Genomic DNA, 25073 nt, shown 5'->3' on the forward strand with positions numbered 1-25073 from the left:
CGGCGGGTCGGTTTGCGTGTCGGAGAGGTAGAGTCGGCCTCCGGTTCTGGCCGCCTCCGGATTCATCGTCGTGTCGGTTCGGCCCGCGTCCTCGAAGGGGGTCGCGGGTCAGGCCATGATCGGGTCCATCGGCCCGGCCTCGACCGGCCTGGGTTGAGTCTGCGGGAGGAAGTCTTCGGGGGTCCCGGGAACGCTGTACTCGTAGGCCGGGTGGTAGACGGTCGGGATCGTCTCGAAGTTATAGTGCGGCGGCGGCGAGGCGGCGGCCCATTCCAGGGTGTTCGCCTTCCACGGGTTCGCCTCGGCCCTGGGCCCGAAGGCCAGGCTGTAGAAGAAGTTGATGGCGAACGGGATCTGCGCCAGGCCGAGGCCGAAGGCGCTGTAGGTCATCACCAGGTTCATCCAGGTCGTGCCCGAGCCCCTGAGGAACAGGTAGACCGACGGGTCGGCGATCCGGCGCGGGAAACCGTGCATCCCGATGATGTGCATCAGGAAGAAGGTCCCGTTGAAGAAGATGAACGAGAAGATGAAGTGGATCTTGCCCCAACGCTCGTTCATCATCCGGCCGAACATCTTGGGATACCAGTAGTAGATCGCCGCGAAGATGCCGAAGGTGCTGCCGCCGAAGAGGACGTAGTGGATATGCGCCACGATGAAATAGGTGTCGTGGATGTGGATATCCACGGGCGTCGCGGCCATGAAGATCCCCGAGAGCCCGCCGATGACGAACATGGCGACGAAGGCCATGGCGTTGAGCATCGCCGAGGTCAATTGGAGCCTGCCGCCCCACATCGTCCCCAGCCAGTTGAAGACCTTCACGGCCGAGGGGAGGGCGATCATCATCGTCGAGAGCATGAACGTGGCGCCTAGCTTCGGGTTCATGCCCGACTGGAACATGTGGTGCCCCCAGACGATGAACCCGAGCCCCGCGATCCCCGCGATGGCGAAGACCATCGGCTTGTAGCCGAAGAGGGGCTTGCGGGAGAAGGTCGAGACCACGTCGGAGACGAACCCCATCGCCGGCAGGATCATGATGTAGACGGCCGGGTGCGAGTAGAACCAGAAGAGGTGCTGCCACAGCAAGGGCTGCCCGCCCCCCACCACCGGCGGCGAGTTGGCCACCGACCAGTTGGCCGGGCTGAAGAAGTTCGTCCCGGCCGTGCGGTCGAGGAGCTGCATCACCAGCGCCGAGGTCAGCACCGGCAGGGCGAACGCCTGGAGGATCGCCGTGATGAAGAGGGCCCAGACCGACATCGGCATCCGGAAGAGGGTCATCCCCGGCGCCCGGAGCATGATGATGGTCGTGATGTAGTTGATCGAGCCCATCAGGGACGAGATGCCCGCGAAGAGGAGGGCGATCAGCCACCAGGTCTGCCCGTTGAGCGAGCCGGGGGTCGACCATCGCAGGTTCGCCAGCGTCGGATAGCTCGTCCAGCCGGCCTCGGGGGCTCCCCCTTCGACCACGAGCGAGTAGATGATCGCGACGAAGGCGAAGGGCATCGCCCAGTACGAGAGCATGTTCAGCTTCGGGAACGCCATGTCGCGCGCCCCGATCATGAGCGGGATCAAGAAGTTCCCGAACGCGCCCGTCAAGAGCGGGATGATCACGAAGAAGATCATGATCGTCGCGTGCAACGTGAACAGCTTGTTGTAGAACTCGGGGGGCATCCGGTATCCGAGCGCGGGGTCGGACCAGAGGGCGTTGCTCAGGATCGGCATCGGCGACCAGGGCCAGGCGAGCTGCCAGCGGATGGCCATCGCCAAAAGGCCGCCGATCACGAAGAAGATCAGGCCCGAGAAGAGGAACTGGATGCCGATCACCTTGTGGTCGGACGAGAAGACATAGCGCTGGAAGATGTTGCGATTGTCTTCGTGGACGTGGTGATCGTCGTGGCTGTGCGAGGACGCGGCGACGTCACCCTGGCTCGGCCCGTGGGCGGCATGTTCGGCGTTCATTGCGGTGTCATCTCCCCCTCGGAGCCGCTGGCCGCAGCGAGCTGACCGACGTTCTGGGATTCGAGAGCCTTTCGCATCCACTCGTCGAAATCCGCCTGCGACTCGTGGACCGTCACATTCCCGCGCATCTTGTAGTGGCCCCAGCCGCAGAGCTCCGCACAGACCAGCTCAAAGCTCCCGGCGGTGTCGGAGTCGAACCAGACGGGGATGGTCAGGCCTGGGACGGCGTCTTGCTTGATTCGCATCTGGGGCAGGAAGAACGAGTGGAGCACGTCCGCCGACTTCAGGTTGATCAGCGCCGGCTTGTCCTTGACGAAGTGGAGGTCGTTGACGCGGTGGAGGTCGTCGGTCGTGTTGAGCCGCCCGTCGGGACCCGGATACTTCATGACCCACTGGAACTGCCGCCCGGTGACCTCGGCGATCGGCTGGATCTTCGGGGCCGACGTCCGGAACTTGATCGCCGCCCAGGTCCCCATCTGGTAGAAGGCGATCGCCACCAGGATGGCCGCGGGGATGATCGTCCAGACCGCCTCGAGGAGCTGGCTCCCGTGGAAGTACGTGGCCGCACGCAGGGGTCTGCCCTCGGCGTCGACCTTGTCGACGTAGCGGAAGGCGACCCAGACGAGCGCGACCTGCGTCCCGATGAACGTGACGCCCGTGATCCCCAGGATGATGAAGAACAGGCTGTCGATCTCGCGACCGAAGGTCGAGACGACGTGGTACGGGTTACTGGCGTGGTTGGGCAGCCACCAGTCGGGTGAGAACGGGGAATAGAGGAACGCCGCTACGCAAGCGATGGCGGCCAAAGCGAAGAGCAAACTCCAGTAACGCACGGGATCGCTCCCTTAGTCGGTCTTCGTGTGCGAGAGGTCGGACGGCGGCGGAAGCGTCCGGGTCGTATCGTCGCGGTTCCACTTCTCAAGGGTGCTCGGTGGTCACACCCACCGGCCGTCATCGATTCGGTCTAATTTCGGTCTCGTCGGGATCCGGCTGAATTCGCTCGGGCAGGCCTCTCGGCAGCGCCCGTCGGTCCCACCCCCGCGGCGATCGTGCGTCGCGGAGGGGAAGGGCGGGCGGCCTCGGCTGCGGTCAACGCTCGGCGACGGCGGGGGCCGCCGGGTTGGGGAGGGTGACCCCTTCGAGCAGGGTCTTATCATACGGCAGGGCCAGCACGAAGTTGACGAGGTCCCAGACCTCATCGGCCTCGAGGGTCGGGTAGTGGGCGGGCATCTTCGCCCCCGTGATCCCCTTGGCGATCCGCCAGTAGAGGTCGATCGGCCGACGCCCCCCCTTGTACACGCCCACCCTCAGGTTGGCCGCCCGGATCGGGTCGCCCCAGTCATCGAGCGAGTTCTTCCAGAGCTCCCGGGTCTTCTCCGGATACTTCTCCAGGCGCTCGAGGCGGGTGCTGGGGTTCCCGGAGAAGTAGACGTCGTTGAACACGTCCTGCGAGACGAGGCTGGCGCCGTCGCCGTTGGCCTTGATCCCGTGGCAGCCGATGCAGTCGACCGAGTTCATGTTCTTCGACTTGTAGCCGAGGAAGAGGTTCCGACCCCGGAGGATGCTCTCCTTGGTCGCGGGCGTCCTGGGCACGGGCGGGTTGAAGACCTCGGCCTCGACGCTCGTCCACTTCTCGAAGACGGCGTTGGCCACGCCGTTGACGACCTCGTCGTTGAGCGCCTCGGGATCGTTCTCGTCGGAGACGGTGGCCTCCTCGATCAGGGCGAGCTCGGTCTCCCCCCGATAGCTGAGGAACATCACGTAGTCGACGACTTGGTCGACCTCGGCGGGGGTCATCAGGGCTTCGAACGCGGGCATCGACGTGCCGTGGAGGCCGTCGCTGATCGTCCGCCTGAGATCCTCTCGCGTCGGCTTGGCGCCGTTGGGCGTGGAGGTGAACTTGTACTTGCCGGGGCGATAGTCTCTCGGCCTCGGATAGAGGAAGTCGGCCGTCGGCCCGTTCCCGGCACCCGAGACCCCGTGGCAATGCAGGCAGTGCAGGCGATAGAGGGCATATCCCCCCTTCTGCGCCTCGGTGACGGCCGGCTCGCCGGGGGCCGGGGACGCTTGCACCATGATCCGCTCGCGCTTCGCGTCGGCACCTTCGCCGGTCCGCTTGAAGTTCGCCAGCCGGATGCCGCCGCCGGGCAAATTCGTGCCGGGCGGGACGTGGATCTCGCGGGGGTTTGGGCCGTAGAGGCGGGTCAGCCCTTTGCGGACGAGCTCTTGCAGCTTCGTCTTGCCGGCGAGGTTGGCCTTGGTCTTGTCGGCCGGTTCCTTGGTGAGCGCCTCGGCCTCTTCGTATCGCAAGGGTCCGGAGTTGTAGGAGTCGGTGCAGCCGGCCAGGACCATCGGGGCGACGGCGACGAGCAGAACGAGGCCAAACCGCGAAGTCACGCGCCTATCCTCCCATACGGGCAATATTCCAAGCCCGCCACGACCCCGGGACCGGCGGGCCCTCGGCACGGAGACGTCTCGATTCGGATGATTCGTAGGTGCCGGTTGTACATGGACAGCCGGCGGCATCCCATCGTACGGCGGGAAGCGAATACTTTAAGACAAACCGAGGGTTCTGTTCGTAAACCCGGCCCTCAGTTCATCTCAAGCAAAATGGCAGCTTAAGGCCACGGGCCTATGGTAGCCGCCAGGATGGAGGGGGACAAGATTCTATGCGATTTCGTTCTTTTCGGTTTTTACGAAAATTTCAGCAATTTCAAAAGTTTCAAAAACTTTGGAGAGACTTCAATCCGGGCCCATCTCCGGCCGATTTCTGATCCTGTGAAAACGAAGTCGAAACCGCGGACCCCACCCCCGGCCTCCAAGAAGTCCCGGCCTCGATTCGGCTACGACCACCGTTGGTGGGGCGAAGTCGTCGAGACCGAGAAGGAGCGCGTCTCTTACTGGGAAGCGACGCGCAGGCCCTTGCCGTGCCTGGCCTTCGTGGCCTTCCCGCTTTTCCTCTATGAGTTCGGCATCATCTACCTGGGCGGGGCGTCCTCCGAGGCCTATCGGACCGGGGCGGACGCCTGGATGCGGCAGGTCCTGGGGACGATCGGGCTCCGCGATCATTGGTTCCTGCCCCTCATACTGCTGGTCTCGCTCCTGATCTGGCACGCGGTCGACCAACGCGCATGGCGTTTCTCACCGGCAGCCCTCGTGGGAATGGTCGTCGAGAGCCTCGTGCTGGCCGTCGCCTTGATCGGACTGAGCCGCGTGGTCGACCTCGGGTTCACCCAGATGGACGCGATCTCGGCCGCGAGGCGGCCCCTGGCCGTCGAGTCCCCTCCCTCTGCGCATCCGTTGATACCCCTGATCGGGTTCCTCGGGGCGGGGGTCTACGAGGAGGCGCTCTTCCGCCTGGCCCTGGTCCCCTTGCTGTTCGGGTTCGCGAGGCTCTTGCAGGTCCCGGGGGTCCTGGCCAGCACGTTCGCGATGACCGTCTCGGCTTTATTGTTCTCGCTGGCGCACCACGCGGGGACGCCCGGTGAGGCGTTTACCTGGTTCGCGTTCATCTTCCGGTGGTTCGCCGGGGTCTACTTCGCCTGGGTCTTCGCGGCGAGGGGGTTCGCTATCGCGGTCGGCACGCATTGTGCTTACGATGTCATCGTGGGTTGGCTGGGATGGCACTTCTGATCCGACCGGATCACTCTCCGAACTCGCAACTCGTGGGACAACACGCTTGCGGATCATCCATCTGTCTGACATCCATGTCTGGCGCTACGAATTCAACCCGATCCACCTCCTGAACAAGCGGGCGGTCGGGGTCTTCTCGTTGTTAGCAGGCCGGGCCCGCAGGTTCCGGCTCGAGCGGATCGAGGAAGTCGTGGCGAAGGTCCAGAGCCGCGCGGCCGATCACATCCTGATCACCGGCGACCTGACGACCACCGCGCTCTCGGCCGAGTTCCGCGACGCCAGGGACGCCCTTTCCGAGCTTCTCGTCGACCCGACGAGGGTCACCGTGATCCCCGGGAACCACGACCGCTACACGACGGGCTCCGTCCGCTACCAGAACTTCGAGGCCTGGTTCGGCGCCTTCGCGCCCGACGTCACCTATCCGTGGCTCCGTCACCTCGACTCCGAGACGGCGATCCTCGGGCTCGATCCGACACGGTCGCACCTCTCTGCGCGTGGCCTCCTCCCCGCGATGCAGCTTGCCCAGGCGCGAGAAATGATGCGCGATCACCCCAAGCGGCTGATCGTCGCCTGCCATTATCCGGTCGAGGCCCCTCCGCTCTACGCCGAGGAACTGGCCCCGAAACGGATGAAGAACGCGCTCGAGGTCGGCGAGTGGCTCTCCGGGATCGGCCAGCATCTTTATTGCTGCGGCCACGTCCACGCGGCCTGGGGCTTTGTGCCGAGGGGCGTGCCGAACCAACTCTGCCTGAACTCGGGCGCCCCTCTCCTCCGCGATCCGACCGGAATGCGTCCCCCCGGCTTCCTCGAGATCGAACTGCAGGACGACGACGTGACGGTTACCCATCACGCCTGGACCGGGACCGAGTGGAGCGAACGGCCCTTTTACTCCGCGCCGAGCTTCTACGCCGCCGGCAGCCCCGCGACCTCGCACGCGACCTGAGTGCGGCGCCGCGGGGTGTGGACCTCATCGTCAGACGGTGGCCCAGGCGCAGTACTGAGGCGGACTCGTGAGCTGACTCTTGGCCTGCACGGCGGCATCCCTGAGGCGAGCCTCGAGGGTCCGGGTGTCGATCTCGCCCGGGGCGAGAGAGCCGAGATGCTCGAGTCGCGACATGACGCTCTCGAAGGTGTAGCTCACCCAGGCATAGAGATGAGAGTCGGGACCTCCGCCGACGAGCGACTCGCAGAAGATCGACGGCCGGGGAAGTCCCGCGTCCTGGAAGTGCTCGAGCAGTCGTCCGCCGGCATCACCGTTAGGAGCCGCGGATCGGAAGGCCTCCTGGATCAAGGCCCCGACCCGATCCCACTCGGCGACGACCGGCCTCGAGCGCGTGATCGGCTGACCGTCGAAGCAGAGCTCGTGCAGCGCGAGCACGCCGCCGTGCCGCAGATGACCCGAGGCCGAACGGATGAATGCGACGGGGTCGGGCTGGTGGATCAGGACGTATCGACCGATGACGAGGTCGAAAGGATCGGGATCGATGAACGACTCGACCGCGACGTCGTCGAAATCGACGTGGTGCAACCTCATGGACCGGCAGCGCTCTCGGGCGATCGCGATGGCCTGCGGGCTCCGGTCGATCCCGACCACCAGCCCGGACGGCCCGACGATTTCCGCCGCGAGCATCGACACGTCCCCCGCGCCGCATCCGAGGTCGAGGACCCGCATCCCCGGCTTCAGCCCCGCGCGGCGGAGCAGCCGCTCGGTGATCGGCCTCAGGATGCTCGCCTGGAGCATCAGGCGGCGGATCTCTCGATCCGAATGCCCGAGGATGTATTCCGTCACCGTCGCCTGTTGAGCCATCGTCGTCCCCCCTCCGGGATCGGTCGGGGCCACCGTTTGATTCGCCACCCCCCGCGGCGTATCGTGCGTAGGAGGCCGAGCCGCCCCACGAGGCCCCGAGGTTCCTGCGAGGAAGATTCGCAGAATCCTTCATGAGTTCCGCGATGGCACGCCGGTGATCATGCCCGGCCGACATCATCGCATGCGAGGACGCGAGTTCGTGAAGAGTCGAATCATGTCCCGTCGAAAACCTGAAGACATCGGCGATCGTTGCGCGGGAGACCTGGCATCTCGCGACGCGATCCGAGCCGAATCATCGAGAATGGGGAGGGTGCGGATGACCCGGACGCGAACGACCGCCCTCGCGGCGACCTTGCTGGCCCTCGGCCTGCTGCCCGGCCTCGCCAGGGCGGACTACGACATCAAGGACAACGACACCGTCGTCTTCTTCGGCGACAGCATCACGGCGGCGAGGACTTATGGCAAGATCATCGAGAACTACACCCTTCTGAGGTTCCCCGATCGCAAGGTCAGGTTCATCAACTCGGGCTGGGGGGGCGACACGGCCGAGCGCGGGCTCAAGCGGCTCGAGGCCGACGTCTTCGCCCACGGGGCCACCGTCCTGATCGTCGCGTTCGGCATCAACGACATCGGCTGGGGCACGAAGGCCGACGCGGAGCACGAGGCGCTCTTCCTGGACTCCACGCGGAGCATCATCGAGGCCTGCAAGGCCCGCGGCGTCCGCGTCTACATCTGCTCGGCCGCCGTCACCGCGACCGACCCCGATCAGTCGGAGAAGGGCTTCCTTCAGCTCATGTGCGACAAGGCGATGGCCATGTCGCGCGAGATGGGCGAGCGCTCCATCGACGTCCAACGCACCATGCGCAACATCCAGCGGCAGGTTCGCTCCGTCGCCGATCAGACCCGCGAGGTCAAGGACAAGCCCTCGCTTCATATGCATGACGGGGTCCACCTCAACGACCTCGGCCAGCTCGCGATGGCGTTCGCGATCCTCAAGGGGCTCGGAGCCCCCGCCGACGTCTCCTCGGTGACTGTCGACGCGACCAGGCAAGAAGTCGTCGCCTCGCAGGGCTGCCGCGTCTCGAACGTGAAGAGCGGGGCCCGCATCCTCGAATTCGACCGCCTGGATGAAGGCCTCCCGATCAACTTCGGCACCTTCGGCGCCCTGCAATTCCGGTTCATCCCCGTGCCCGAGCAGCTCAACCGCTATATGCTGACCGTGCATGGCCTTCCCGAAGGTCGCTACGAGATCAAGGTCGATGACCGCCCCCTCGGCACCTATCCGACCGATCAGCTCGAGGCGGGCGTCAACATCGCCTCGGCCACGGCCGACGGCTGGGAGCCCGGCGGTCCCTGGGACGCCCAGGCCTCGCTCCTGATCCGCCTCACCGACTCCCGCAGCGAGATCGCCCAGGCCCGCCTGATGACCGGCCGCTACTTGCCCTCGTATCCGGAACGCGAAGCCATCCGGAAGCAATACGACGACGCCGACGCCCGCATCGTGACCCTTCAGCGCACCCTGACCCGCCCCCGCCCCTTCCACTTCTCGATCCGCCCCGCAGACCCCAAGGCCAAGAATTGATTTCAGCTTACTTTCATATAATTTGATTCAAAACATGATGACTCTTATTTGAGGAGATCCCACGGAATGTCCGAGCGGCGAATCAAGATCGGCGGCTATTACCGTCACTTCAAGGGGGGCCTCTACCGCGTCCACATGCTCGCGATCGACTCGGAGGCCTCCAAGGAGGGCCGCGAAGAGAAGGTCGTCGTCTACGAGTGCCTCCCCGACCGGGGCTACTTCGTCCGCCCCTACAGCATGTTCATGGAGACCGTCGAGCGCGACGGCAAGACCATGCCTCGCTTCGCCGAGATCGAGGATCAGGATACGCTCGATCGAAGCGCGAAAGCCTGAGTCGATCGTGCGATGGCTCGGATGCCGGTCTCGAATCGCCAAGGGTATTCAACAGGGAGCGCCCTGTCTGTGAGCAGCAGACAGGGCGTTTGCGATACACTGGGCCATCTGCAAGTCGATGGCCATGACGCATCGTGAGCGTGAGGCCGAAGGCCGAGCACCGGCACGGCGATATGTGCCTGGCTTCACCTCTCATGACCGGCATCCTTCCGCCTTGCGTCGCTGACAACACCGACCAGCGTCATTGCCTCAGCCGCTTCTTCTTCATCGCTCGGTGTGCCGCCATCGCTTGGGATCGACGCCACAGGCCATGAAACGAATCGTTCTTCGACCTTCCCCGGCATCGCTTCTCATGATCGCCTCAACAAGGACTCCCACGCCTCAAGACCGCCGAGTTCGAGCGCCACGCCTTGGCCCGACTTAACGTCATCCTCATGCGAAATTCCTGAACCTCTTGTCTTATAAATTTCAACACATCCGAGAACGCTACAACTAACATTTGTCGACCCGTCTGCGGTCACTTGCCGCGAGGACCGCGGAATCGAACGCGCAAACTAATCTTTTGCAAAAGGTATTGACGAAACAGCAAAACTTGAAGGAAAATCCCACCCTCCTAACGGAGTCGTTGAGACATTTGACTCGTGCCTAAGGATGGGAGCGATCGATGCAAGTGATCCCACCACCTCGCCTACTCCTCTTATCGGTCGTTTTAGTTGCTGTACAAGGATTGAACGCAAGGGTTTACGCCGATCCACTTCCTGCCTATACGATCCAAGATCTCGGTGATGCCAATCTGGTGAACGGGCAATTCGTCGACCGGCTCATGATCGGGAACGACTACTTAGCTCGATTCGACGCATCAGGGAACGTGACACGTTATGTTGATAGGTTCAGTACGTTGCCGGACAGTTCAAATCCTGGAAACGCCATCAATTACACCGAGACGTATTTCTCGAGAAACAATAGTACGGGCGCGACGTGGCCGGACCAACAAACACAAATGAGTTCGGCTTATGTCACGATTGACGGGCAGCGGACCTTCATCGGCCACGACCTCAGCCCCTTCGGCGTCAATCAGCAGGGGACGGTCGTGGGGGCCACCGGCCAACCTACCGGATTCTCGACTCCGGGGTTCTCGCCGCAGGCCTTTGTTTATACGGCGTCTCAAGGGCTGCAAACGCTGGGGACGTTGGGAGGCGCATCGAGTTACGCCTATGCAATCAGCGACTCCAATCAGATCGTCGGATCGTCGGAGATCGCTTCCGTGTCTTCGAATGGTCTCCCGAACCGGGCCGCGTTCCTGATGGTCGATGGGGTGATGACGAACCTGAACACCCTCATCCCCTTGCCATCCGGCTGGAACCTGCTTTCCGCCAGCGACATCAACAGCAAGGGGCAGATCTTGGGGGAAGGAATCAACCCCTCGGGCCGGACCGATTACTTCCTCTTGACGCCCCTCAATACCCCCGAGCCGACGGCCCTCTTCGGCTTTGCGATCCCTTTCGCCTACGCGGCGATGCGCTGCCGACGTCGACTGGCACCGAAGAACTGAGACCGTTGAATCTGAAGAGCCACGCTCATCCCGGTGAGCGAACGCTTTGACTTCGAGGTCCCGGAAAGCTTCAGGAGGGGCGGACGTTTTAAAGGCGTCCGCCCCTTTCTTTTTCCCACGTTTCGATTAGCCTCAGTCGCCCAGGGCGCTTCGATTACGAACGACCTTTGGGGTGATTGGAAGGCCCCGAAAGCGTTTTTGGGACCGCTCCTTGGAGAAATTAGGGGCCACGACTTCTCCCTGAAAATAAGTTCGAGGGAGGTCGTAGGGGCCATCCCGGCCGACGGGATACCGCGAGACGTTCCCCAAACCTGGCATTGGTGGAATCACCGTAAAACATATGCCGTGCGTGCATGGCCGGAATATTTCTTGAACCCGCGAACCTGCGGCCAGAGGCGTCTGTCTGCCTTGACGTCCGGGTAGTGTAGCGGTAGCACGCTTGACACCGTGGACCAAATCCTTGCTCAGTCTGAGCCGACGGTTGATCGTTACCTCTCAAAAAGGAGAAGGCCAGGTTCGACTCCTGGTCCGGACGATCGTCGAGCCGAATCCGTACGGTTATCACTGAAAATGAACTTCCGTCCGGAGATTCCTTGCTCGGCGAAACACGGGTGGACCGCTTGGTGCGGAATGTCGATGTCGCCGATTTGCTCGGGAACGAGCCGATGGATGTCTATTCTCGTAGGTTCGATCCCTATTCCACCCACTGGGCCTCTGAATGTTCATTTTTTAAGAATGCTCACTCGAGGCATCACCCTCCTGATTCATGGGACGACTCCTATCAGAGGAGGGGGTCGGCCCGCATTGGGAGACTCTCGTGACCAGTAATTTGCTCAGTCCTGAGCCGAATGGGCACGATTATCTCGTCGCCGCGAAATCCTCGAGGATTCGCTCGCCTCCGGATGATTGAGGCGCAAGGCGCACGAGGTCCGTGCTCGCGGAGGGTACGCCCATGTCCGCTTACTCCAAGAACTACGGAACCCGACAGACCCCGCAGACCTCGCCGATCCCCGGCAAGGCGATGGTCGAGAACCACTCCGGCGGATACTCGTTCGCCGTCGATAAGTGGGCACGGCTACGGCGGTTCCTCGTGCTGGGGGCCGAGGGGGGCTCATACTACTGCGGGGAGAAGGAACTCGTCCTCGAGAACTGCGAGGCCGTCCGTGAGTGCATCGCCGAGGACGCCGCGCGCACCGTCCGCGAGATCGTCGAGATCAGCGACGGCGGCCGCGCCCCGAATTATGATCCGGCGATCTTTGCGCTGGCGATGGTGGCGGGGCTCGGGCATACCGACCTCGCGATGGAGGCCTTGCCCAGCGTCTGCCGGATCGGCACGCACCTCTTCGCGTTCGCCGAGGCCGTGCGCAAGTTCCGAGGGTGGGGCCGTCGGCTCGCCCGGGGCGTCGCGGCCTGGTACGAGGCGAAGTCGGCCGAGGACCTGGCGTTCCAGGTGGCGAAGTACCGGCAGCGCAACGGAATCTCGCAGCGCGACATGATCCGGTTCGCGCACCCGAAGTCGGACGACCTCGCCAAGCAGGCCGTCCTGCGTTGGGCCGCGACCGGGATGAGCGGCCTCGGCGAACGCGAGGTCAAGCGGCTCGATGCGGCTACACGCGAGTTGAAACGAGTGGATCGCTACCCGGACCTCCGCGAGCATCTGCCCCGGTTCCTCGCCGCCTTTGAGGAGGCGAAGGTCGCCGATCGCGGCCAGCTTATCCGGCTCATTCGCGAGGAGAACCTGCCGCGCGAGTGCGTCCCGACGGAGCACCTAAACTCGCCCGAGGTCTGGGAGGTCCTGCTCGAGACGATGCCGCTGACGGCGATGATCCGCAACCTCGGCAAGATGACCAGCGTGGGCCTCTTGCAGCCGCTCTCCGACGCGGCCAAAGTCGTGGCCGATCGTCTCGGCCAGGGCGAGTCCTTGCGGAAGTCGCGCGTCCATCCGTTGGCGATCCTGATCGCGGCGACGACGTACGCCTCGGGACGGGGGTTCAAGGGGCAACTCGCCTGGAGCCCGGTCTCCATCATCAACGACGCCCTCGACGCGGCGTTCTACGCGGCATTCGGTAACGTCGAGCCGGCGAACCGGCGGACGATGATCGCACTCGACGTCTCTGGTTCGATGTCGGCCGGCTCGATCGCCGGGACGATGCTGACTCCGCGCGAGGCCTCGGCGGCCTTCGCGCTGATCGCGGCGAAGACGGAGCCGGACTTCCAGATCGTCGCCTTCGCACACGAGTTGATCCCGCTCGATATCTCGAGGTGCTCGAGGCTCGCGGACGTGGTCAAGCTCACCGAGTCGTTGCCGTTCGGCGGGACCGACTGCGCCTTGCCCATGCTGATGGCGATCGAGAAGACGATGAACGTTGATACCTTCATCACCCTGACGGATAGCGAGTCGTGGGCGGGCAAGATACACGCGTCCCAGGCGCTCGTCCGGTACCGGCAGAAGTCGGGCCTTCCCGCCAGGGCGGTCTGCGTCGGCATGGTGGCGAATGATTACACCGTGCTCGACCCCAAAGATCCGGGCTCGCTCAACGTCGTCGGCTTCGACGCCGCCGCGCCGCAGCTCATCGCCGGCTATTCCGCCGGTCGGCTCTGATCCGGGATCGGCCCCTCGCCGGGCCCCTCAAGGCTCGGCGTTCGGGTCGATCCTCCGAACCCGCCCGTGCAAGGGGATGACGGTGCGCACGAAGGTCCCCTTGCCCTTGCTCGATTCGACGGTCAGGATCCCGCCGACGAGGCTGACCCGTTCGCGCATCCCGAGCAGGCCGAGTCCCCGACGGTCGTGGCTGGCTATGACCCGGTCGTTGGGGATGTCCCAGCTCCACGTCGCGATTGCCCCGGCCTCCAACGCCGTGTCGAGCCGGCCCAGGGCGTCGCTGAGCCTGTCTTCCGAATCCTCGAAGGACTTCGGTTCCTGAGCGTCTGGATGGCCGCCGAGGCAAACTTCGTCAGGTTTTTCAGCAGGGTGGCGTCGCGGCCGAGGAATCTGCCGCAAGGGCAGAGGTCTTCCGGCATGAGGCCTCCCAGGTAGGGGGCAAGCCTCCTGGCGACGCCTCGGCAACGGAACCCTTCCCGCCCCTCCTCGGATTCCTCGAGGCTGATGCCCGCCGAGCCGGCCCCGCAGAGTCCAATCGCCGCTTCTGCGAGCCTCTGAAGGATCGCGTCGCGCGAGCTGGCCATGACCTCGGCGAGCGAGATGAGCGCCCGGCTCTCGGCCTCGAAATCCGGGGGCCGGCTCGGCCGACGCTCCAACTCATCAGTGGTGATGATGGCGTCGATCGAAGACGATGGTTTATTTATGTCTTAAATGCCGATATCTTGGAGCATCAGGCGATCCTTGCACGCCGGGGAATACTGTCGGGAAAGGCTGATGATTCGCACGGGAGTCTCTCTAAACTAACGACATCCCGACTCGATTTCTAACGACGTCCCGACTCGATTGGAATTCCGATGGCTCGATCCGTGTCGAGGAGTTTCGCCGAGTCACCATGCACAAGGCGAATCGGCCAACGGCGACCCGACCAGGATGGCGCGGGCGATGGTCGAGTCCGTCGACCGGCACCCGGCGCCGAGGCGACTCGTCCTGGGCTCGGATATTTACGATCCATTAATTTCCACATATCATGAAAGAGCAAGGCCACTTGAGGCACAAAAAGACCTCGCCTTCTCGACGGATTCTTGAGGCCTGATCCGACGCAACTCACGATAGGCCAGGCCGCGCCATCCAGGTTGAGGGAGAATCGCCATGCCACGTCCCCGAATGACCGTCCGTCGTTGGATGTTCCTGGTCGCGGCTGCCGCCATCCTGCTGGAGGTGGCTCAACGTGCTTACCCAACGTGGGCGCTCTCGATCAAGGACGGCTCCATCGCCACGACCGTGGTCATGTGGTCGGATGGCTCGCGCTCGTCGTACTCCACCTCGACCACCAATCCGAGTCCCATCCCGGTCGCCCTGCGTCGCACCCGGTTGGCGAACGCCCTCGATTGGTCGGATGGCTCCGTCTCCTGGTATTTCAAGGCGTTCTGGGCCTGGGCCCAATCGAACGCCTGAGCCGGATTGAGGATCGGAGACCGTACGAAGTCGGATCAGGTTTCAAGGGTGCGGCGGGTTCGCGATGGGACTTCGAACCAGAGGGCTACGGCTCGCTCCTTCGCCCTGGCCTTGAGGGCGTCGATGAGCTTGCGGATGGTGGCGTCGGTCTCGCCTCGAATCTCGAGCGGGTCGCGTCCGTCTCGCAAGGATTGGAGCTGCGCGGCGAATTTGGCGGACCACGCCTGGCAACGTTCGACGAGCCAGGCGCGATCCTCGGGGGCGAGGGGCGTGTGCGGGGCGGAGATGAGGCGCGAGCAGCCCTGCTGGAGTTGCTCGATGCGGAGGATCAAACCGGCGCGGTCCTCGGGGCGGCGGCGGAACCAGTCCTCGGCCGAGTTGGCGAGCTGGTTGAGGTAGAGGTCGGGGCGATCGAGCTCGGCGAGGGCATCGGCCTTGTTCCAGCCCCAGGGAGGCGGCTCGGACTCGCGGCCGAACTGCTGGAAGACGAGCAGGGATACTGCGACCAGGGCCGCGGCCGCCGGCAGGAAATAGGCGGGGCGCCGCCACCAGGGGCGGTCGAGAATGATGAGGCCGGAGTCGGGGTCGTCTTCCTCGATCTCGAGCATGTCGCTCTGGCTGCGGAAGAGGGCGTCGACGCGGGACTTGCCCCGGCGCGTCAACGAGTCTCCCAGAGGGGTGGGCTCGGCGAGGCCGTCCCAGTACGAGCCGCCGGAGAGTAGGACCTCGTCCTGGAGCTCGAAGAGGAGACGGGGGCGTTGCAGGAACCGGCCGAGGGCCTGGTGAGGTAGGGCGGAGAGCCCCTGCTCGAGGACCTCGCCGCGTCGATGACCCAAAACATGATCGAGCGAGTCGGTGTCCGGGTCGAGATCGGGGTGGATGGCGGAAAGCTCGGCGACGAGTTCGGCCAGGTCGAGGCCGACGACGTAGCGGTCGAGCCAGGGGGCCAGCTCGGCGGGGTCGTCGGGGATCTCCGAGACGTGTGCGTTCATGCCAGGGCCGCTTCCACGCACGACTTGATCAGCTTCTTGGCCTGATGCTGGAGCTTCTGGGCCTTGTTCGGGGTCATCGAGCCGGCCCGGCAGATCTCGTCGTAGTCGAGGCCGCTCAGGCGGGCCCGGAAGACGCTGGCGACTTCCGGGGGCAGGCGATCGACGCAACGCGAGAGGATCTCCCGGCGCTCGCGTTCCAGCAGGTATTCCTCGGAGGAGACCGACTTGCGGTCGGCGATCGGCTCGTCGTCGACGAGGCGCTCGGGCTTCTTGCGGCGGTGCCGGTCGAGGATCAGGTTGCGGGCGATCTCGAAGATCCATGCCCGGAAATCCTTGCCGTCGAACCTGGTCGGCAACGCCTTCCAGGCCCTCAGCCAGACCTCCTGGTGGACGTCGTCGAGGTCGTGCTTCTCGACCCGGGAGGCGAGGAAGGCGAGGAGCCGGCTCGAATGACGATGGTAGAGCTGGTCATACGCGAACCTGGCCCTGGACATGGCGTCGCGAGACTCCTCGCGCAACGCGATCGTCGCCGCAAGCCGGGCGTCGTCGGGCTCGAATTCCTTCGTCGTCGTCACCATGCCTCGATTATCGAAGGGCGACTTCCCGGGATCAAGCCATCGTCCCCGGCGCGGGGGCTCCATCGGCAAGGAGGTGGCGGCCATCGGCGTCTCCGAAGGAACGACTGTGAGCCATACGCTCGACAGCCTGGAGAACGCCCAAGCCACCAGTTTCTTCCGGGGCGCCTGGCCTACGGAACAGGCCGGCGCATGAAAAGCCCCTCGGGAACGCCTGAGCGATCCCGAGGGGGCCTTGCTGAATCAGGCTCGCGTCAGGTCGCTCAGGCGTGGGCCTTGGCGACGTGGATCTGGGCGCGGGCGCGGTCGACGGCCTTGGCCTTCTCGGCCATCTCGAAGTCGCTGGTGGCCCGTCGGGCCTTGGCCTGGTCGAGCTCACGCTCGGCGGCCTCGACGTTCACCTTGTCGGACGGGATGGCCCGGTTGGTCAGGACCGTCACGACGTTGTCGCGGACCTGGACGAAGCCGCCGTCGACGAAGTAGCTCTTGGCGACGCCGGCTTCCTTGGTGCGGAGCTCGCCATAGCCGAGGCGGCCGATGAGCGGGCTGCGGCCGGGGAGGACGCCGAGTTCGCCGTCATACAGGGGGAGGGCGACGAAGTCGACGAGTTCGTCGAACAGGGTCCGCTCCGGCGTGACGACCACGCACTGGAGCCGGTCGCCCCCCTTCTTAGTCGAATGATCCGGCTCCACCGTATCGTGGCTTGCCATTGCGGGTGAGGCTCCTCGAAGAGTGTCGGCCAGGGTTCGTTACGCTCAGCGCGCCATCTTCTTGGCCTGTTCCTCGGCCTGCTCGATCGCACCGACATAGCGGAAGGCGCTGACGGGCAGGTGGTCCCACTTGCCATCGCAGAGTTCCTTGAAGCTCCGGATCGTGTCGGGCAGGGTCGTGTATTGACCTTCCTTGCCCGTGAAGACCTCGGCGACGAAGAACGGCTGCGAGAGGAAGACTTCGATGCGGCGAGCACGCTCGACGACGATCTTGTCCTCTTCGGAAAGCTCGTCGATGCCGAGAATCGCGATGATGTCGCGGAGCTCGCGGTAACGCTGGAGGATCGACTGGACGCGACGGGCGACCTCGTAGTGCTCTTCGCCGACGTACTGAGGGTCGAGAATACGGGAGGAGGAGCCGAGCGGGTCGACCGCCGGGTAAATCCCCTTCTCGGAGATCGAACGCGAGAGGACGATGAACGCGTCGAGGAAGCCGAAGGTCGTCGCCGGGGCCGGGTCGGTGAGGTCGTCGGCCGGGACGTACACGGCCTGCACCGAGGTGATGGCACCGTTGTTCGTCGACGTGATCCGCTCCTGGAGGGCACCCATCTCGGTGGCCAGGGTCGGCTGGTAGCCCACGTTCGAGGGCATACGGCCGAGCAACGCGGACACCTCGGAGCCGGCCTGGCTGAACCGGAAGATGTTGTCGATGAAGAGCAGGGTGTCGGCACCCGTCGAGTCGCGGAACCACTCGGCGTTGGTCAGGGCCGAGAGGGCGACGCGCAGGCGGGCACCCGGCGGCTCGTTCATCTGGCCGAAGAACATGACGGTGCTGTCGATGACCGACTTGCCGCTGGCGCCGACCTTGGTCTCCTGCATTTCGAGCCAGAGGTCGTTCCCCTCGCGGGTGCGCTCGCCGACGCCGGCGAACACGGCGTAGCCGCTGTGCACCTTGGCGATACGGGCGATGAGCTCCTGGAGGATGACCGTCTTGCCGAGGCCGGCACCGCCGAAGAGGCCGATCTTACCGCCGCGGACGAACGGCGTGAGGAGGTCGACGACCTTGATGCCCGTCTCGAAGACCTCGGTCTTCGGCGAGAGGCTGTCGAAGGCGGGGGGATCGCAGTGGATCGGGCGGGTTTCCTGGGCGGGGACGGCCCCTCGGCCGTCGATCGGCTGGCCGAGCAGGTTGAAGACGCGGCCCAGGGTCTCCTTGCCGACCGGGATCGTCACCGGGGCGCCGGTGTCGACCACGGACATCCCGCGGATGAGGCCGTCGGTCGATCCCAGGGCGACGCAACGGACCCGGTTGCCGCCGAGCTGCTGCTGCACTTCGCCCGTCAGGTTGATCGCGACGCCCTTCTCGTGGGCGTTGATCGTCAGGGCGTTGTAGATATTCGGGAGGTGACCTTCGTCGAACTCGACGTCGAAGGTCGAGCCGATCACCTGAGCAATGCGTCCGGTCGCGGTGGCCATGGGAAAAACCTTGTTGGGAGGAAAAAATGCGGGATCGACCACAACGTCATGAATGTCACGAGGGTCGGCCGAGCGACTTTCGCATCCGTCGCGACTTCGTGCCGACGTCGCGGAATCTCATTCCAGGGCCGCGGCACCGCCGATGATCTCGGCCAGTTCGCGGGTGATTTGGGCCTGGCGGGCGCGGTTGTAGAGCCGCGTCAGGTTCTTGACCATGTCGTCGGCGTTCTCGGTCGCGCCCCGCATGGCGACCATCCGCGCGATCTGCTCGCTGACCGCCGCGTCGAGGAAGCACTTGAAGAGCCGGACCTTGAAGGAGACCGGCACGATCTCCTCGAGGATGCTCTTGGGATCGGGGACGAACTCGTAGGGGACCCGCTCCTTCTTGACTGGCGTGGCGACGTCCTCGGGGCCCTTCGCCTTCTTCTTCGCGGGGGTCGCGGCCTCGCCCACCTGCGCCGTGGTCATGGGCAGGAGCGTCTGGACGACCGCCTCCTGGCGGGCGGCGTTGATGAACCGGGTGTAGACGACGTCCAGCCGGTCGATCTCGCCACTGATGAACATGCTGATGTACTTGTTCGCCAGGACCTCGACCTCGTCGAACTGGGGCCGGTCCTCGAACTGCGTGTACGTGGTCGCGGCGGGGATGCCGCGGAACTTCATGAAGTTGATCCCGCGCTTGCCGGCGACCTCGAGCACCGGCGCGATGCCGTTCAGCTCGTAGTCCTGGTGGGTGCGGGTCGCGATCCGGACGATGTTGCCGTTGTACCCGCCGGCGAGTCCGCGGTTGCTCGAGAGGACGAGCAGGAGCGACTTCTTCACCGGGTCGCGGACTTCCAGGAGCGGATGCGAAACCTCGAGCGCCGTCGATCCGAGGTCGGCGACCAGCTCGGCGATCTTGCGGGTGTACGCCTCGGCCTCGGTGGCGCGGTCGAGCGCCTTCTTGAACCGGGCGGTGGCGATCAACTCCATCGTCCGGGTGATCTTCCGGATATTTTGCACCGACTTGCGGCGCTTGACGATCGCACGAGCCTTGGCCATCGCTGTGTCTCGCGAACGCGGGGGATTGATCCGCGAATTGTTCGAGGTGCTAGCTGATCGGCAGGCCTCGGGGCTCGGGAAGGGGACCTCGCGACTCGCGCGTCCCTGGCCCAGGCCCCCGAAATCCGCCGATCACTTCCACTTCACTTGTGTCGGTCGATTGACGTCGCCCCGGAGGCGGGGCCTCCGGGGCGGCTCGTTCCCTGCCGGGCTCAGACCGCGGCCGTCGCGGGGGCGGCGGTCGCCGCCTGCGAACGGTAGCGGGCCTTGAACTCATTGAGGGCCGTCTTGAGGTCGTTGACGATCGGGTCGGTCAGCTTCTTCTCGGCGAGGAGGCGGTCCCGGACGCCGGACTTGTGGTCGCGGACGAACTCCAGGAACTGCTTCTCCCAGCGCTGAACTTCCTTGACCGGCACGTCGTCGAGGAATCCTTCGGAGCCGGCGTAGATGCTCATGACCTGGTCGGCGAAGACCATCGGCTGGTACTGCGGCTGCTTCAGCAGTTCGACCATCCGGTAGCCGCGGTCGAGCTGGAGCTGCGTGGCCTTGTCCAGCTCGGTGCCGAGCTGGGCGAATGCCTCGAGCTCGCGGAAGGCGGCGAGGTCGAGCCGGAGTCCGCCGGCCACCTTCTTCATCGCCGCCGTCTGGGCCTTGCCACCCACGCGAGAGACGCTGATGCCGACGTCGACGGCGGGGCGGACGCCCGCGAAGAAGAGGTCGGGCTGGAGGTAGATCTGCCCGTCGGTGATCGAGATCACGTTCGTCGGGATGTAGGCCGAGACCTCACCCTCGAGCGTCTCGATCAGGGGGAGGGCCGTGAGCGAGCCGCCCGAGGCGGTCGTCTTCACGATCTTGTGCCCCGTCGGGTAGTTCGCCTTGAGGTCGTGGCTGGCCTCCTCGTGGCCCGGCACGCCCAGGTAGACCTTCTTGTTCACGCCCCAGTCTTCGGTCACGGTCTCCGTGTCGGTGGGCGCACCTTCGGGGACGATGACGTACTTGTTGGCGAGCTTCGCCGACCGCTCGAGCAGCCGGGAGTGCGCGTAGAAGATGTCGCCCGGGTAGGCCTCGCGGCCCGGCGGTCGGCGGAGCAAGAGGGACAGCTCGCGATAAGAGACGGCCTGCTTCGAGAGGTCGTCGTAGATGACCAGCGTCGCGCCGCCCTTCTCGTACATGAAGTACTCGGCCATCGCCGTGCCGGCGTAGGGCGCGATGTACTGGAGCGGGGCCGGGTCGCTGGCACCGGCGGCGACGACGATCGTGTAGTCGAGGGCCCCGTGCTTGCGTAGGACCTCGACGATCGCGGCCGTGGTCGATTCCTTCTGCGCGACGGCGACGTACACGCAGGTGACGCCCTGACCCTTCTGGTTCAGGATGGCGTCGATGGCGATGGCCGTCTTGCCCGTCTTGCGGTCGCCGATGATCAGCTCGCGCTGGCCGCGACCGATCGGGATCATGGCGTCGATGGCCTTGATGCCGGTCTGGAGCGGCTCGTCGACCGGCTGGCGGTCGGCGATGCCGGGGGCCGGCGACTCGACCAGGCGGGTCTGCTGCGTGTGGATCGGGCCTTTGTTGTCGATCGGCTGGCCGAGCGGATTGACGACGCGGCCGACGAGGGCCTCGCCGACCGGCACGCGGAGCAGCTCGCCGGTGGCGGTGACGGTCTCACCCTCGTGGATCGACGTGAAGTCGCCGAGGATGATGACGCCGACCGACGACTCTTCGAGGTTGAACGCGAGGCCGGTCACGCCGTTCTGGAACGCGACCATCTCGCCGGTCATGACGCCCGAAAGCCCGTGGACACGAGCGATACCGTCGCCCACCTCGAGCACTCGCCCGACTTCGGTCCGGGTGACCGCGGCCTGGAACTGCGCGATCTCATCCGTTATGACTGAAACGATCTCGTCGGCTTTGAATTTCATGGGTCTTCCCTTCGATCAGTCGTTGGCGAAGCTGTTCGAGTCGGTTGCGGGCCGAGGCGTCGTAGACGTCGTCGCCGACCTGGACGACCAGGCCCGCGATCAGCGAGGGGTCGACCACGAGTTGGAGGTTCGGTGTCGCGCCGAGCATTTTCGAGAGGCGGTCGCGGAGCCGGGACACCTGGCCCTCGTCCAGCGGGACGGCCGAGCGGACGGTCACCGGCCGCCGGTTCTGCCGCCGGTCCCAGAGGGCCCGCGCCGTGCGCGTGATGGGGACGAAGGACTCGAGCCGCCCGTGGCGGTTCAGGACCCTGAGGAAGCGGACGACCGTCGGCAGGGCCTTGCCGTCGAACGCCTTCTCCAGGATCGCGTCCTTGTCCTTCGGGGCGACCAGCGGCGACGTCAGGACGGCCGCGAACTGGGGATGGGCGTCGAGCACGTCCGCCTTGATCGAGTCGAGCTCGTCGAGGACGGCCTCGACGTCGTCTCCACCCTCTCGGCCCGCGGCGTTCAGGAGGGCCTCGGCGTAGGAGCGGGCGACCTCGGGGTCGGCACCCTCTCCCACAATGCCGGCCGTGGCGGAGTCGGCGCTCATGCGGCGTGTCCCCCCTGTCCGGAGGCGTTGGCGGCCGCGGGAGAGCTGGGCAACTGGTTGATCGCCGCCTCGATCAGGTGGCGGTGGTCGTCCTCACTCAGGTTCTTGTCGAGGACCTTGCCGGCGACCGTGACGGCCAGGTCGGCGGTCTTCGACCAGAGCTCGGAGAGGGCGTTGTCGCGGGCCGACTCGATGTCGCGGAGGGCCCGCTTGTGCTCGGCCTCGGCCTCGGCGCGGGCCTTGTTGACGATCTCCTCGGCGGTGGCGCGGGCCTGATGCCGGGCGTCGTCGATGAGGGCGCGGGCGCGATCCTCGGCTTCATCCATCTGCCTGCGGTGTTCGGCGAGGAGCCGCTCGCTCTCGTTGCGGGCCTTCTCGGTGTCGAGCAGGACGTGCTCGAGGTGTTCTTCCCGCTTGTGGAGCGCCTCGATCAGCGGGCCCCAGGCGAACTTGCCCAGGACGAAAAGCAGGCCCAGGAACACGATAATCGTGTAGAGGGCCAGCGGCGGCTCGGACTTGAGGATGTTCGGTTTGCCCTCGGCGCCATGGGCCGGGGCGGTACCTTCGTGGCTGGCATCCTTTTCGGCGGCGACGGCCACGTGGTGGCCTTTCTCTTCCGCCTCACCCTTGGCCGGGGGGGCCTCGGCGAAAGCCGACCGGGCCGGTGCTCCCAGGGCCAACACCAGGGCGAGGAGTCCGAATGCCGGGATCAATTGCCGGGGCATGGGATGAGGACCTCGTCTAAGGATGAGTTCCGTCCGCGACGCGGAGCGGCCGAACCGCCCGTCCGGCGGACCGTCGGCCCCAGGATAGTGGGTCCGACGGCCGCCCGAGACGCGTTCCCGGCGCCCGCTCTTCGCGTACGCTTTAGCTTTGGAGCATGATGATGATCAGCGCGAAGAACGTCACACCTTCGATCAGCGCGGCCGCGATGATCATGGCGGTCTGGATGTTCGCGGCGATCTCCGGCTGACGGGCCATGCTCTCGACCGCCGACTTGGTCAGGCCGCCGATGCCCAGCGCGGCACCCAGGATCACGATGCCCGCACCGATGCCACGCAGGTCGAACAGGGTCGAGCTGACAACCTTGGTTTCCGGGGCCTGGGCGTGGGCAGAACCCTGGGCGATCAGCATCAGGGCGAAGGCGATGACGGCGGACTTGACGAGTTTCATCGGACCATTGTCTCCAAGAGTGGGCCTATCCGAGGGGGGAAATCTGCGGGACCTTGACGATGGCCCGCCGCTTTGGGAACGAGGACCCCCGGCCTCGCCCTGGGTGTAACAACCACCCGAAACCGAATTCCAGCGCGGGATCAGTGCGGATGGACCGCCGACCCGATGAAGAGCGCCGAGAGGAACGTGAAGATGTAAGCTTGCAGGAACGCCACGAAGAGTTCCAGCAGGCTCAGCAAGATCAAGCCCACGACGCTCGCCCCCATGACAGGGTAGAAGGTCATCCCCTTCGCCATCAAAATGAACGAGAAGATCACCGCCAGCACCACGTGCCCCGCGAACATGTTCGCGAAGAGTCGCACGGCGAGCACGATGTGACGGATGAAGAGCCCGATCACCTCGATCACGAACATCAGGCCCCAGAGCGGCGGCTTCAGCCAGAAGGGAACGTCGAGATGCGGCACGATCCCCAGCCAGAAGCCGGCCGCGCCCATCTCCGCCATGCCCGCGCGGATCACCGTCACCAGGGTCAATATCGCCAGCACGGCCGTCACGTTGATGTTCCCGGTGGCCGACGCCATCCCCGGGATCAAGCCGAGCAGGTTGTTGAAGAGGATGAAGAAGAAGAGGGTCCAGAGGAACGGCAGGAACTTGTCCGCCCCGTGGCCGCCGATGGCGGGCCGGGCGACGTTATCTCGAATGAAGAGGAGCAGGGCCTCGAACATGTTCATGAACCAGCCGCGCGAGACCTGGTTCTTGCGGACGTGCAGCGCCAGGAGCGGCAGGATGATCAGCATCAACAGCCCGGCGATCAGTTCGGTCACCATGAACCGGGTTAGCTGGAGATCACCCCAACTCCCGAAGTTACGACTGGGCAGGTGGATCTCCCAGCTATACGGGTGCTGCCAGAAGGGCAACTCCAGCGTGGGGTGGTCCACGACGTGGCTGAGGGGGCTGTGGCCGTGCTCCGGCATGATGACGAAAGTCCTCGTAGACTCGGCAATCGCGTCGCCGCTCGGGCACGCGACCAGGGGGACGAAGGGCATACCCGGATCCCTCCCCATTCCCGACAGGAATGAGGAACCGGACCATCGACCCGTCGCTTGAACACGGACTTACTTTGGTTTGTTGGCGGTGGTCTGGCGAGCGAGTCGGAGTACGTGGATCATTCCCACGGCAAACCCGGCCACGGCGCCCAGCACCGTCGCCAGGGGCCTGAGTGACCAGTATCGATCCAAATAGGCACCGAGCAACGCCGGCAACGCGAACTCCAACCCAATCGTCGAGACTCTTGAGGCCCAGTCCATGCCGACTGAGAGCGTCGAGCGCGACTCAGGCTCGGCCATAAATGCCTCCATCGGCCTTCCCCAAAATCCGGGGAAGGACGGCGTGAGTAACTCGATCAAACAGGGAGCCTCGCGGTAGGGCGAACCACTCGCGATCCATTTATACCCGCACAAAACCCGCTGTCAACTACCACGAACTCATCTTCGAGAAATTTTTCACAAAGTCGCCGATCCGCCCCGACGGAAGGGGGTTCAGGCATCCCCCGGGCCCTCGCGCCAAGCCTTTGCGCACAGGGTTTTAAGTGCGAATCCGGGATCGACCACAAAAATCAACATAGATGTAACAAGTGAGATGAAATGCGGCGACATGGGCCCGAGTCCGACGGCGG

The 25073-nt window shown here is 64.9% G+C and carries 23 protein-coding genes and 1 pseudogene; 8 read left to right on the forward strand and 16 right to left on the reverse strand.

The window, feature by feature from the left end; all coding sequences use genetic code 11:
• Nucleotides 1-108: 108 nt before the first annotated feature.
• The 3 genes from ACOYYX_RS07910 to ACOYYX_RS07920 form a co-directional block, all read right to left on the reverse strand.
• Nucleotides 109-1956, reverse strand: a complete 1848-nt coding sequence (locus ACOYYX_RS07910) for a cytochrome c oxidase subunit I (RefSeq protein ID WP_422929387.1) — start codon at nt 1954-1956, stop codon at nt 109-111.
• A complete protein-coding gene (locus ACOYYX_RS07915; RefSeq protein ID WP_422929388.1) occupies nt 1953-2789 on the reverse strand; it encodes a cytochrome c oxidase subunit II in 837 nt (278 codons plus the stop codon). The genes ACOYYX_RS07910 and ACOYYX_RS07915 overlap by 4 nt, the downstream gene beginning before the upstream one ends.
• A gap of 256 nt (nt 2790-3045) precedes the next feature.
• A complete protein-coding gene (locus tag ACOYYX_RS07920; RefSeq protein WP_422929389.1) occupies nt 3046-4353 on the reverse strand; it encodes a c-type cytochrome in 1308 nt (435 codons plus the stop codon).
• A gap of 381 nt (nt 4354-4734) precedes the next feature.
• On the opposite strand from ACOYYX_RS07920, the gene ACOYYX_RS07925 reads away from it, so the two are divergent.
• A complete protein-coding gene (locus ACOYYX_RS07925; RefSeq protein WP_422929390.1) occupies nt 4735-5589 on the forward strand; it encodes a CPBP family intramembrane glutamic endopeptidase in 855 nt (284 codons plus the stop codon).
• A gap of 46 nt (nt 5590-5635) precedes the next feature.
• On the forward strand, nt 5636-6532 hold the full coding sequence (locus ACOYYX_RS07930; RefSeq protein ID WP_422929391.1) for a metallophosphoesterase family protein: 897 nt from the start codon (nt 5636-5638) through the stop codon (nt 6530-6532).
• 30 nt (nt 6533-6562) lie between these two features.
• On the opposite strand, the gene ACOYYX_RS07935 is transcribed toward ACOYYX_RS07930, so the two are convergent.
• Nucleotides 6563-7396 (reverse strand): class I SAM-dependent methyltransferase, encoded by an 834-nt coding sequence (locus tag ACOYYX_RS07935; protein WP_422929392.1) that lies wholly within the window; start codon nt 7394-7396, stop codon nt 6563-6565.
• Nucleotides 7397-7712: 316 nt separating this feature from the next.
• Here ACOYYX_RS07935 and ACOYYX_RS07940 point away from each other — a divergent pair, with 316 nt between their 5' ends.
• The 5 genes and pseudogenes from ACOYYX_RS07940 to ACOYYX_RS07960 all read left to right on the forward strand — a co-directional run bounded on the left by ACOYYX_RS07940 (nt 7713) and on the right by ACOYYX_RS07960 (nt 13465).
• On the forward strand, nt 7713-8978 hold the full coding sequence (locus ACOYYX_RS07940; protein WP_422929393.1) for a GDSL-type esterase/lipase family protein: 1266 nt from the start codon (nt 7713-7715) through the stop codon (nt 8976-8978).
• Between the two features lie 66 nt (nt 8979-9044).
• Nucleotides 9045-9311 carry a DUF1653 domain-containing protein gene (locus ACOYYX_RS07945; RefSeq protein ID WP_422929394.1) on the forward strand — a complete coding sequence of 89 codons (267 nt, stop codon included), beginning with the start codon at nt 9045-9047 and terminating at the stop codon, nt 9309-9311.
• Nucleotides 9312-9975: 664 nt separating this feature from the next.
• Nucleotides 9976-10863, forward strand: coding sequence for a hypothetical protein (locus ACOYYX_RS07950; protein WP_422929395.1), 888 nt, complete (start codon nt 9976-9978; stop codon nt 10861-10863).
• 413 nt (nt 10864-11276) lie between these two features.
• A pseudogene (locus tag ACOYYX_RS07955) lies at nt 11277-11398 on the forward strand.
• Between the two features lie 417 nt (nt 11399-11815).
• A complete protein-coding gene (locus ACOYYX_RS07960; protein ID WP_422929396.1) occupies nt 11816-13465 on the forward strand; it encodes a TROVE domain-containing protein in 1650 nt (549 codons plus the stop codon).
• Nucleotides 13466-13492: 27 nt separating this feature from the next.
• Here the strand turns inward: ACOYYX_RS07960 and ACOYYX_RS07965 are convergent, their stop codons facing one another.
• The gene (locus ACOYYX_RS07965) at nt 13493-13864 is read right to left on the reverse strand and encodes a hypothetical protein (RefSeq protein WP_422929397.1); all 372 of its coding nucleotides are present in this window, start codon (nt 13862-13864) and stop codon (nt 13493-13495) included.
• Nucleotides 13865-14614: 750 nt separating this feature from the next.
• Between ACOYYX_RS07965 and ACOYYX_RS07970 the strand changes: the two genes are divergently transcribed.
• Nucleotides 14615-14920: a hypothetical protein gene (locus ACOYYX_RS07970; RefSeq protein ID WP_422929398.1), complete on the forward strand. Its 306-nt coding sequence runs from the start codon at nt 14615-14617 to the stop codon at nt 14918-14920.
• A gap of 35 nt (nt 14921-14955) precedes the next feature.
• Here ACOYYX_RS07970 and ACOYYX_RS07975 read toward each other — a convergent pair whose 3' ends face one another.
• The 11 genes from ACOYYX_RS07975 to ACOYYX_RS08025 all read right to left on the reverse strand — a co-directional run bounded on the left by ACOYYX_RS07975 (nt 14956) and on the right by ACOYYX_RS08025 (nt 24744).
• Nucleotides 14956-15912: a hypothetical protein gene (locus ACOYYX_RS07975; RefSeq protein ID WP_422929399.1), complete on the reverse strand. Its 957-nt coding sequence runs from the start codon at nt 15910-15912 to the stop codon at nt 14956-14958.
• Complete coding sequence (locus tag ACOYYX_RS07980; protein ID WP_422929400.1) at nt 15909-16490, reverse strand: RNA polymerase sigma factor; 582 nt, start codon at nt 16488-16490, stop codon at nt 15909-15911. The genes ACOYYX_RS07975 and ACOYYX_RS07980 overlap by 4 nt, the downstream gene beginning before the upstream one ends.
• 260 nt (nt 16491-16750) lie before the next feature.
• Nucleotides 16751-17197 carry an ATP synthase F1 subunit epsilon gene (atpC, locus tag ACOYYX_RS07985; RefSeq protein ID WP_422929401.1) on the reverse strand — a complete coding sequence of 149 codons (447 nt, stop codon included), beginning with the start codon at nt 17195-17197 and terminating at the stop codon, nt 16751-16753.
• 45 nt (nt 17198-17242) lie between these two features.
• On the reverse strand, nt 17243-18673 hold the full coding sequence (gene atpD / locus ACOYYX_RS07990; RefSeq protein ID WP_422929402.1) for a F0F1 ATP synthase subunit beta: 1431 nt from the start codon (nt 18671-18673) through the stop codon (nt 17243-17245).
• Nucleotides 18674-18790: 117 nt separating this feature from the next.
• Complete coding sequence (gene atpG, locus ACOYYX_RS07995) at nt 18791-19714, reverse strand: ATP synthase F1 subunit gamma (RefSeq protein ID WP_422929403.1); 924 nt, start codon at nt 19712-19714, stop codon at nt 18791-18793.
• 212 nt (nt 19715-19926) lie between these two features.
• Nucleotides 19927-21633: a F0F1 ATP synthase subunit alpha gene (atpA, locus tag ACOYYX_RS08000; RefSeq protein WP_422929404.1), complete on the reverse strand. Its 1707-nt coding sequence runs from the start codon at nt 21631-21633 to the stop codon at nt 19927-19929.
• Nucleotides 21590-22225: an ATP synthase F1 subunit delta gene (gene atpH / locus ACOYYX_RS08005; protein WP_422929405.1), complete on the reverse strand. Its 636-nt coding sequence runs from the start codon at nt 22223-22225 to the stop codon at nt 21590-21592. Before atpH ends, atpA begins: the two co-directional genes overlap by 44 nt.
• Entirely contained in the window at nt 22222-22950 is a 729-nt protein-coding gene (atpF, locus tag ACOYYX_RS08010) for a F0F1 ATP synthase subunit B (RefSeq protein ID WP_422929406.1), read from the reverse strand. Before atpF ends, atpH begins: the two co-directional genes overlap by 4 nt.
• Nucleotides 22951-23092: 142 nt before the next feature.
• A complete protein-coding gene (gene atpE / locus ACOYYX_RS08015) occupies nt 23093-23398 on the reverse strand; it encodes an ATP synthase F0 subunit C (protein ID WP_422929407.1) in 306 nt (101 codons plus the stop codon).
• Between the two features lie 140 nt (nt 23399-23538).
• Nucleotides 23539-24444, reverse strand: a complete 906-nt coding sequence (gene atpB / locus ACOYYX_RS08020) for a F0F1 ATP synthase subunit A (RefSeq protein WP_422929408.1) — start codon at nt 24442-24444, stop codon at nt 23539-23541.
• A 69-nt stretch (nt 24445-24513) separates the two neighbouring features.
• Nucleotides 24514-24744, reverse strand: coding sequence for an AtpZ/AtpI family protein (locus ACOYYX_RS08025; protein ID WP_422929409.1), 231 nt, complete (start codon nt 24742-24744; stop codon nt 24514-24516).
• Between the last annotated feature and the right edge of the window lie 329 nt (nt 24745-25073).

Origin of the sequence: Singulisphaera chitinilytica (assembly GCF_049331405.1) — a bacterium.
GTDB lineage: Bacteria > Planctomycetota > Planctomycetia > Isosphaerales > Isosphaeraceae > PoT.

Bases quoted from the DNA above. Each gene is read 5' to 3' on its own strand.
- ACOYYX_RS07910 (WP_422929387.1), bottom strand. From the start codon at position 1,956: ATGAACGCCGAACATGCCGCCCACGGGCCGAGCCAGGGTGACGTCGCC.
- ACOYYX_RS07935 (WP_422929392.1), bottom strand. From the start codon at position 7,396: ATGGCTCAACAGGCGACGGTGACGGAATACATCCTCGGGCATTCGGAT.
- ACOYYX_RS07940 (WP_422929393.1), top strand. From the start codon at position 7,713: ATGACCCGGACGCGAACGACCGCCCTCGCGGCGACCTTGCTGGCCCTC.
- ACOYYX_RS07945 (WP_422929394.1), top strand. From the start codon at position 9,045: ATGTCCGAGCGGCGAATCAAGATCGGCGGCTATTACCGTCACTTCAAG.
- ACOYYX_RS07950 (WP_422929395.1), top strand. From the start codon at position 9,976: ATGCAAGTGATCCCACCACCTCGCCTACTCCTCTTATCGGTCGTTTTA.
- ACOYYX_RS07960 (WP_422929396.1), top strand. From the start codon at position 11,816: ATGTCCGCTTACTCCAAGAACTACGGAACCCGACAGACCCCGCAGACC.
- ACOYYX_RS07970 (WP_422929398.1), top strand. From the start codon at position 14,615: ATGCCACGTCCCCGAATGACCGTCCGTCGTTGGATGTTCCTGGTCGCG.
- ACOYYX_RS07975 (WP_422929399.1), bottom strand. From the start codon at position 15,912: ATGAACGCACACGTCTCGGAGATCCCCGACGACCCCGCCGAGCTGGCC.
- ACOYYX_RS07980 (WP_422929400.1), bottom strand. From the start codon at position 16,490: ATGGTGACGACGACGAAGGAATTCGAGCCCGACGACGCCCGGCTTGCG.
- atpC (WP_422929401.1), bottom strand. From the start codon at position 17,197: ATGGCAAGCCACGATACGGTGGAGCCGGATCATTCGACTAAGAAGGGG.
- atpD (WP_422929402.1), bottom strand. From the start codon at position 18,673: ATGGCCACCGCGACCGGACGCATTGCTCAGGTGATCGGCTCGACCTTC.
- atpG (WP_422929403.1), bottom strand. From the start codon at position 19,714: ATGGCCAAGGCTCGTGCGATCGTCAAGCGCCGCAAGTCGGTGCAAAAT.
- atpA (WP_422929404.1), bottom strand. From the start codon at position 21,633: ATGAAATTCAAAGCCGACGAGATCGTTTCAGTCATAACGGATGAGATC.
- atpH (WP_422929405.1), bottom strand. From the start codon at position 22,225: ATGAGCGCCGACTCCGCCACGGCCGGCATTGTGGGAGAGGGTGCCGAC.
- atpF (WP_422929406.1), bottom strand. From the start codon at position 22,950: ATGCCCCGGCAATTGATCCCGGCATTCGGACTCCTCGCCCTGGTGTTG.
- atpE (WP_422929407.1), bottom strand. From the start codon at position 23,398: ATGAAACTCGTCAAGTCCGCCGTCATCGCCTTCGCCCTGATGCTGATC.
- atpB (WP_422929408.1), bottom strand. From the start codon at position 24,444: ATGCCCTTCGTCCCCCTGGTCGCGTGCCCGAGCGGCGACGCGATTGCC.
- ACOYYX_RS08025 (WP_422929409.1), bottom strand. From the start codon at position 24,744: ATGGCCGAGCCTGAGTCGCGCTCGACGCTCTCAGTCGGCATGGACTGG.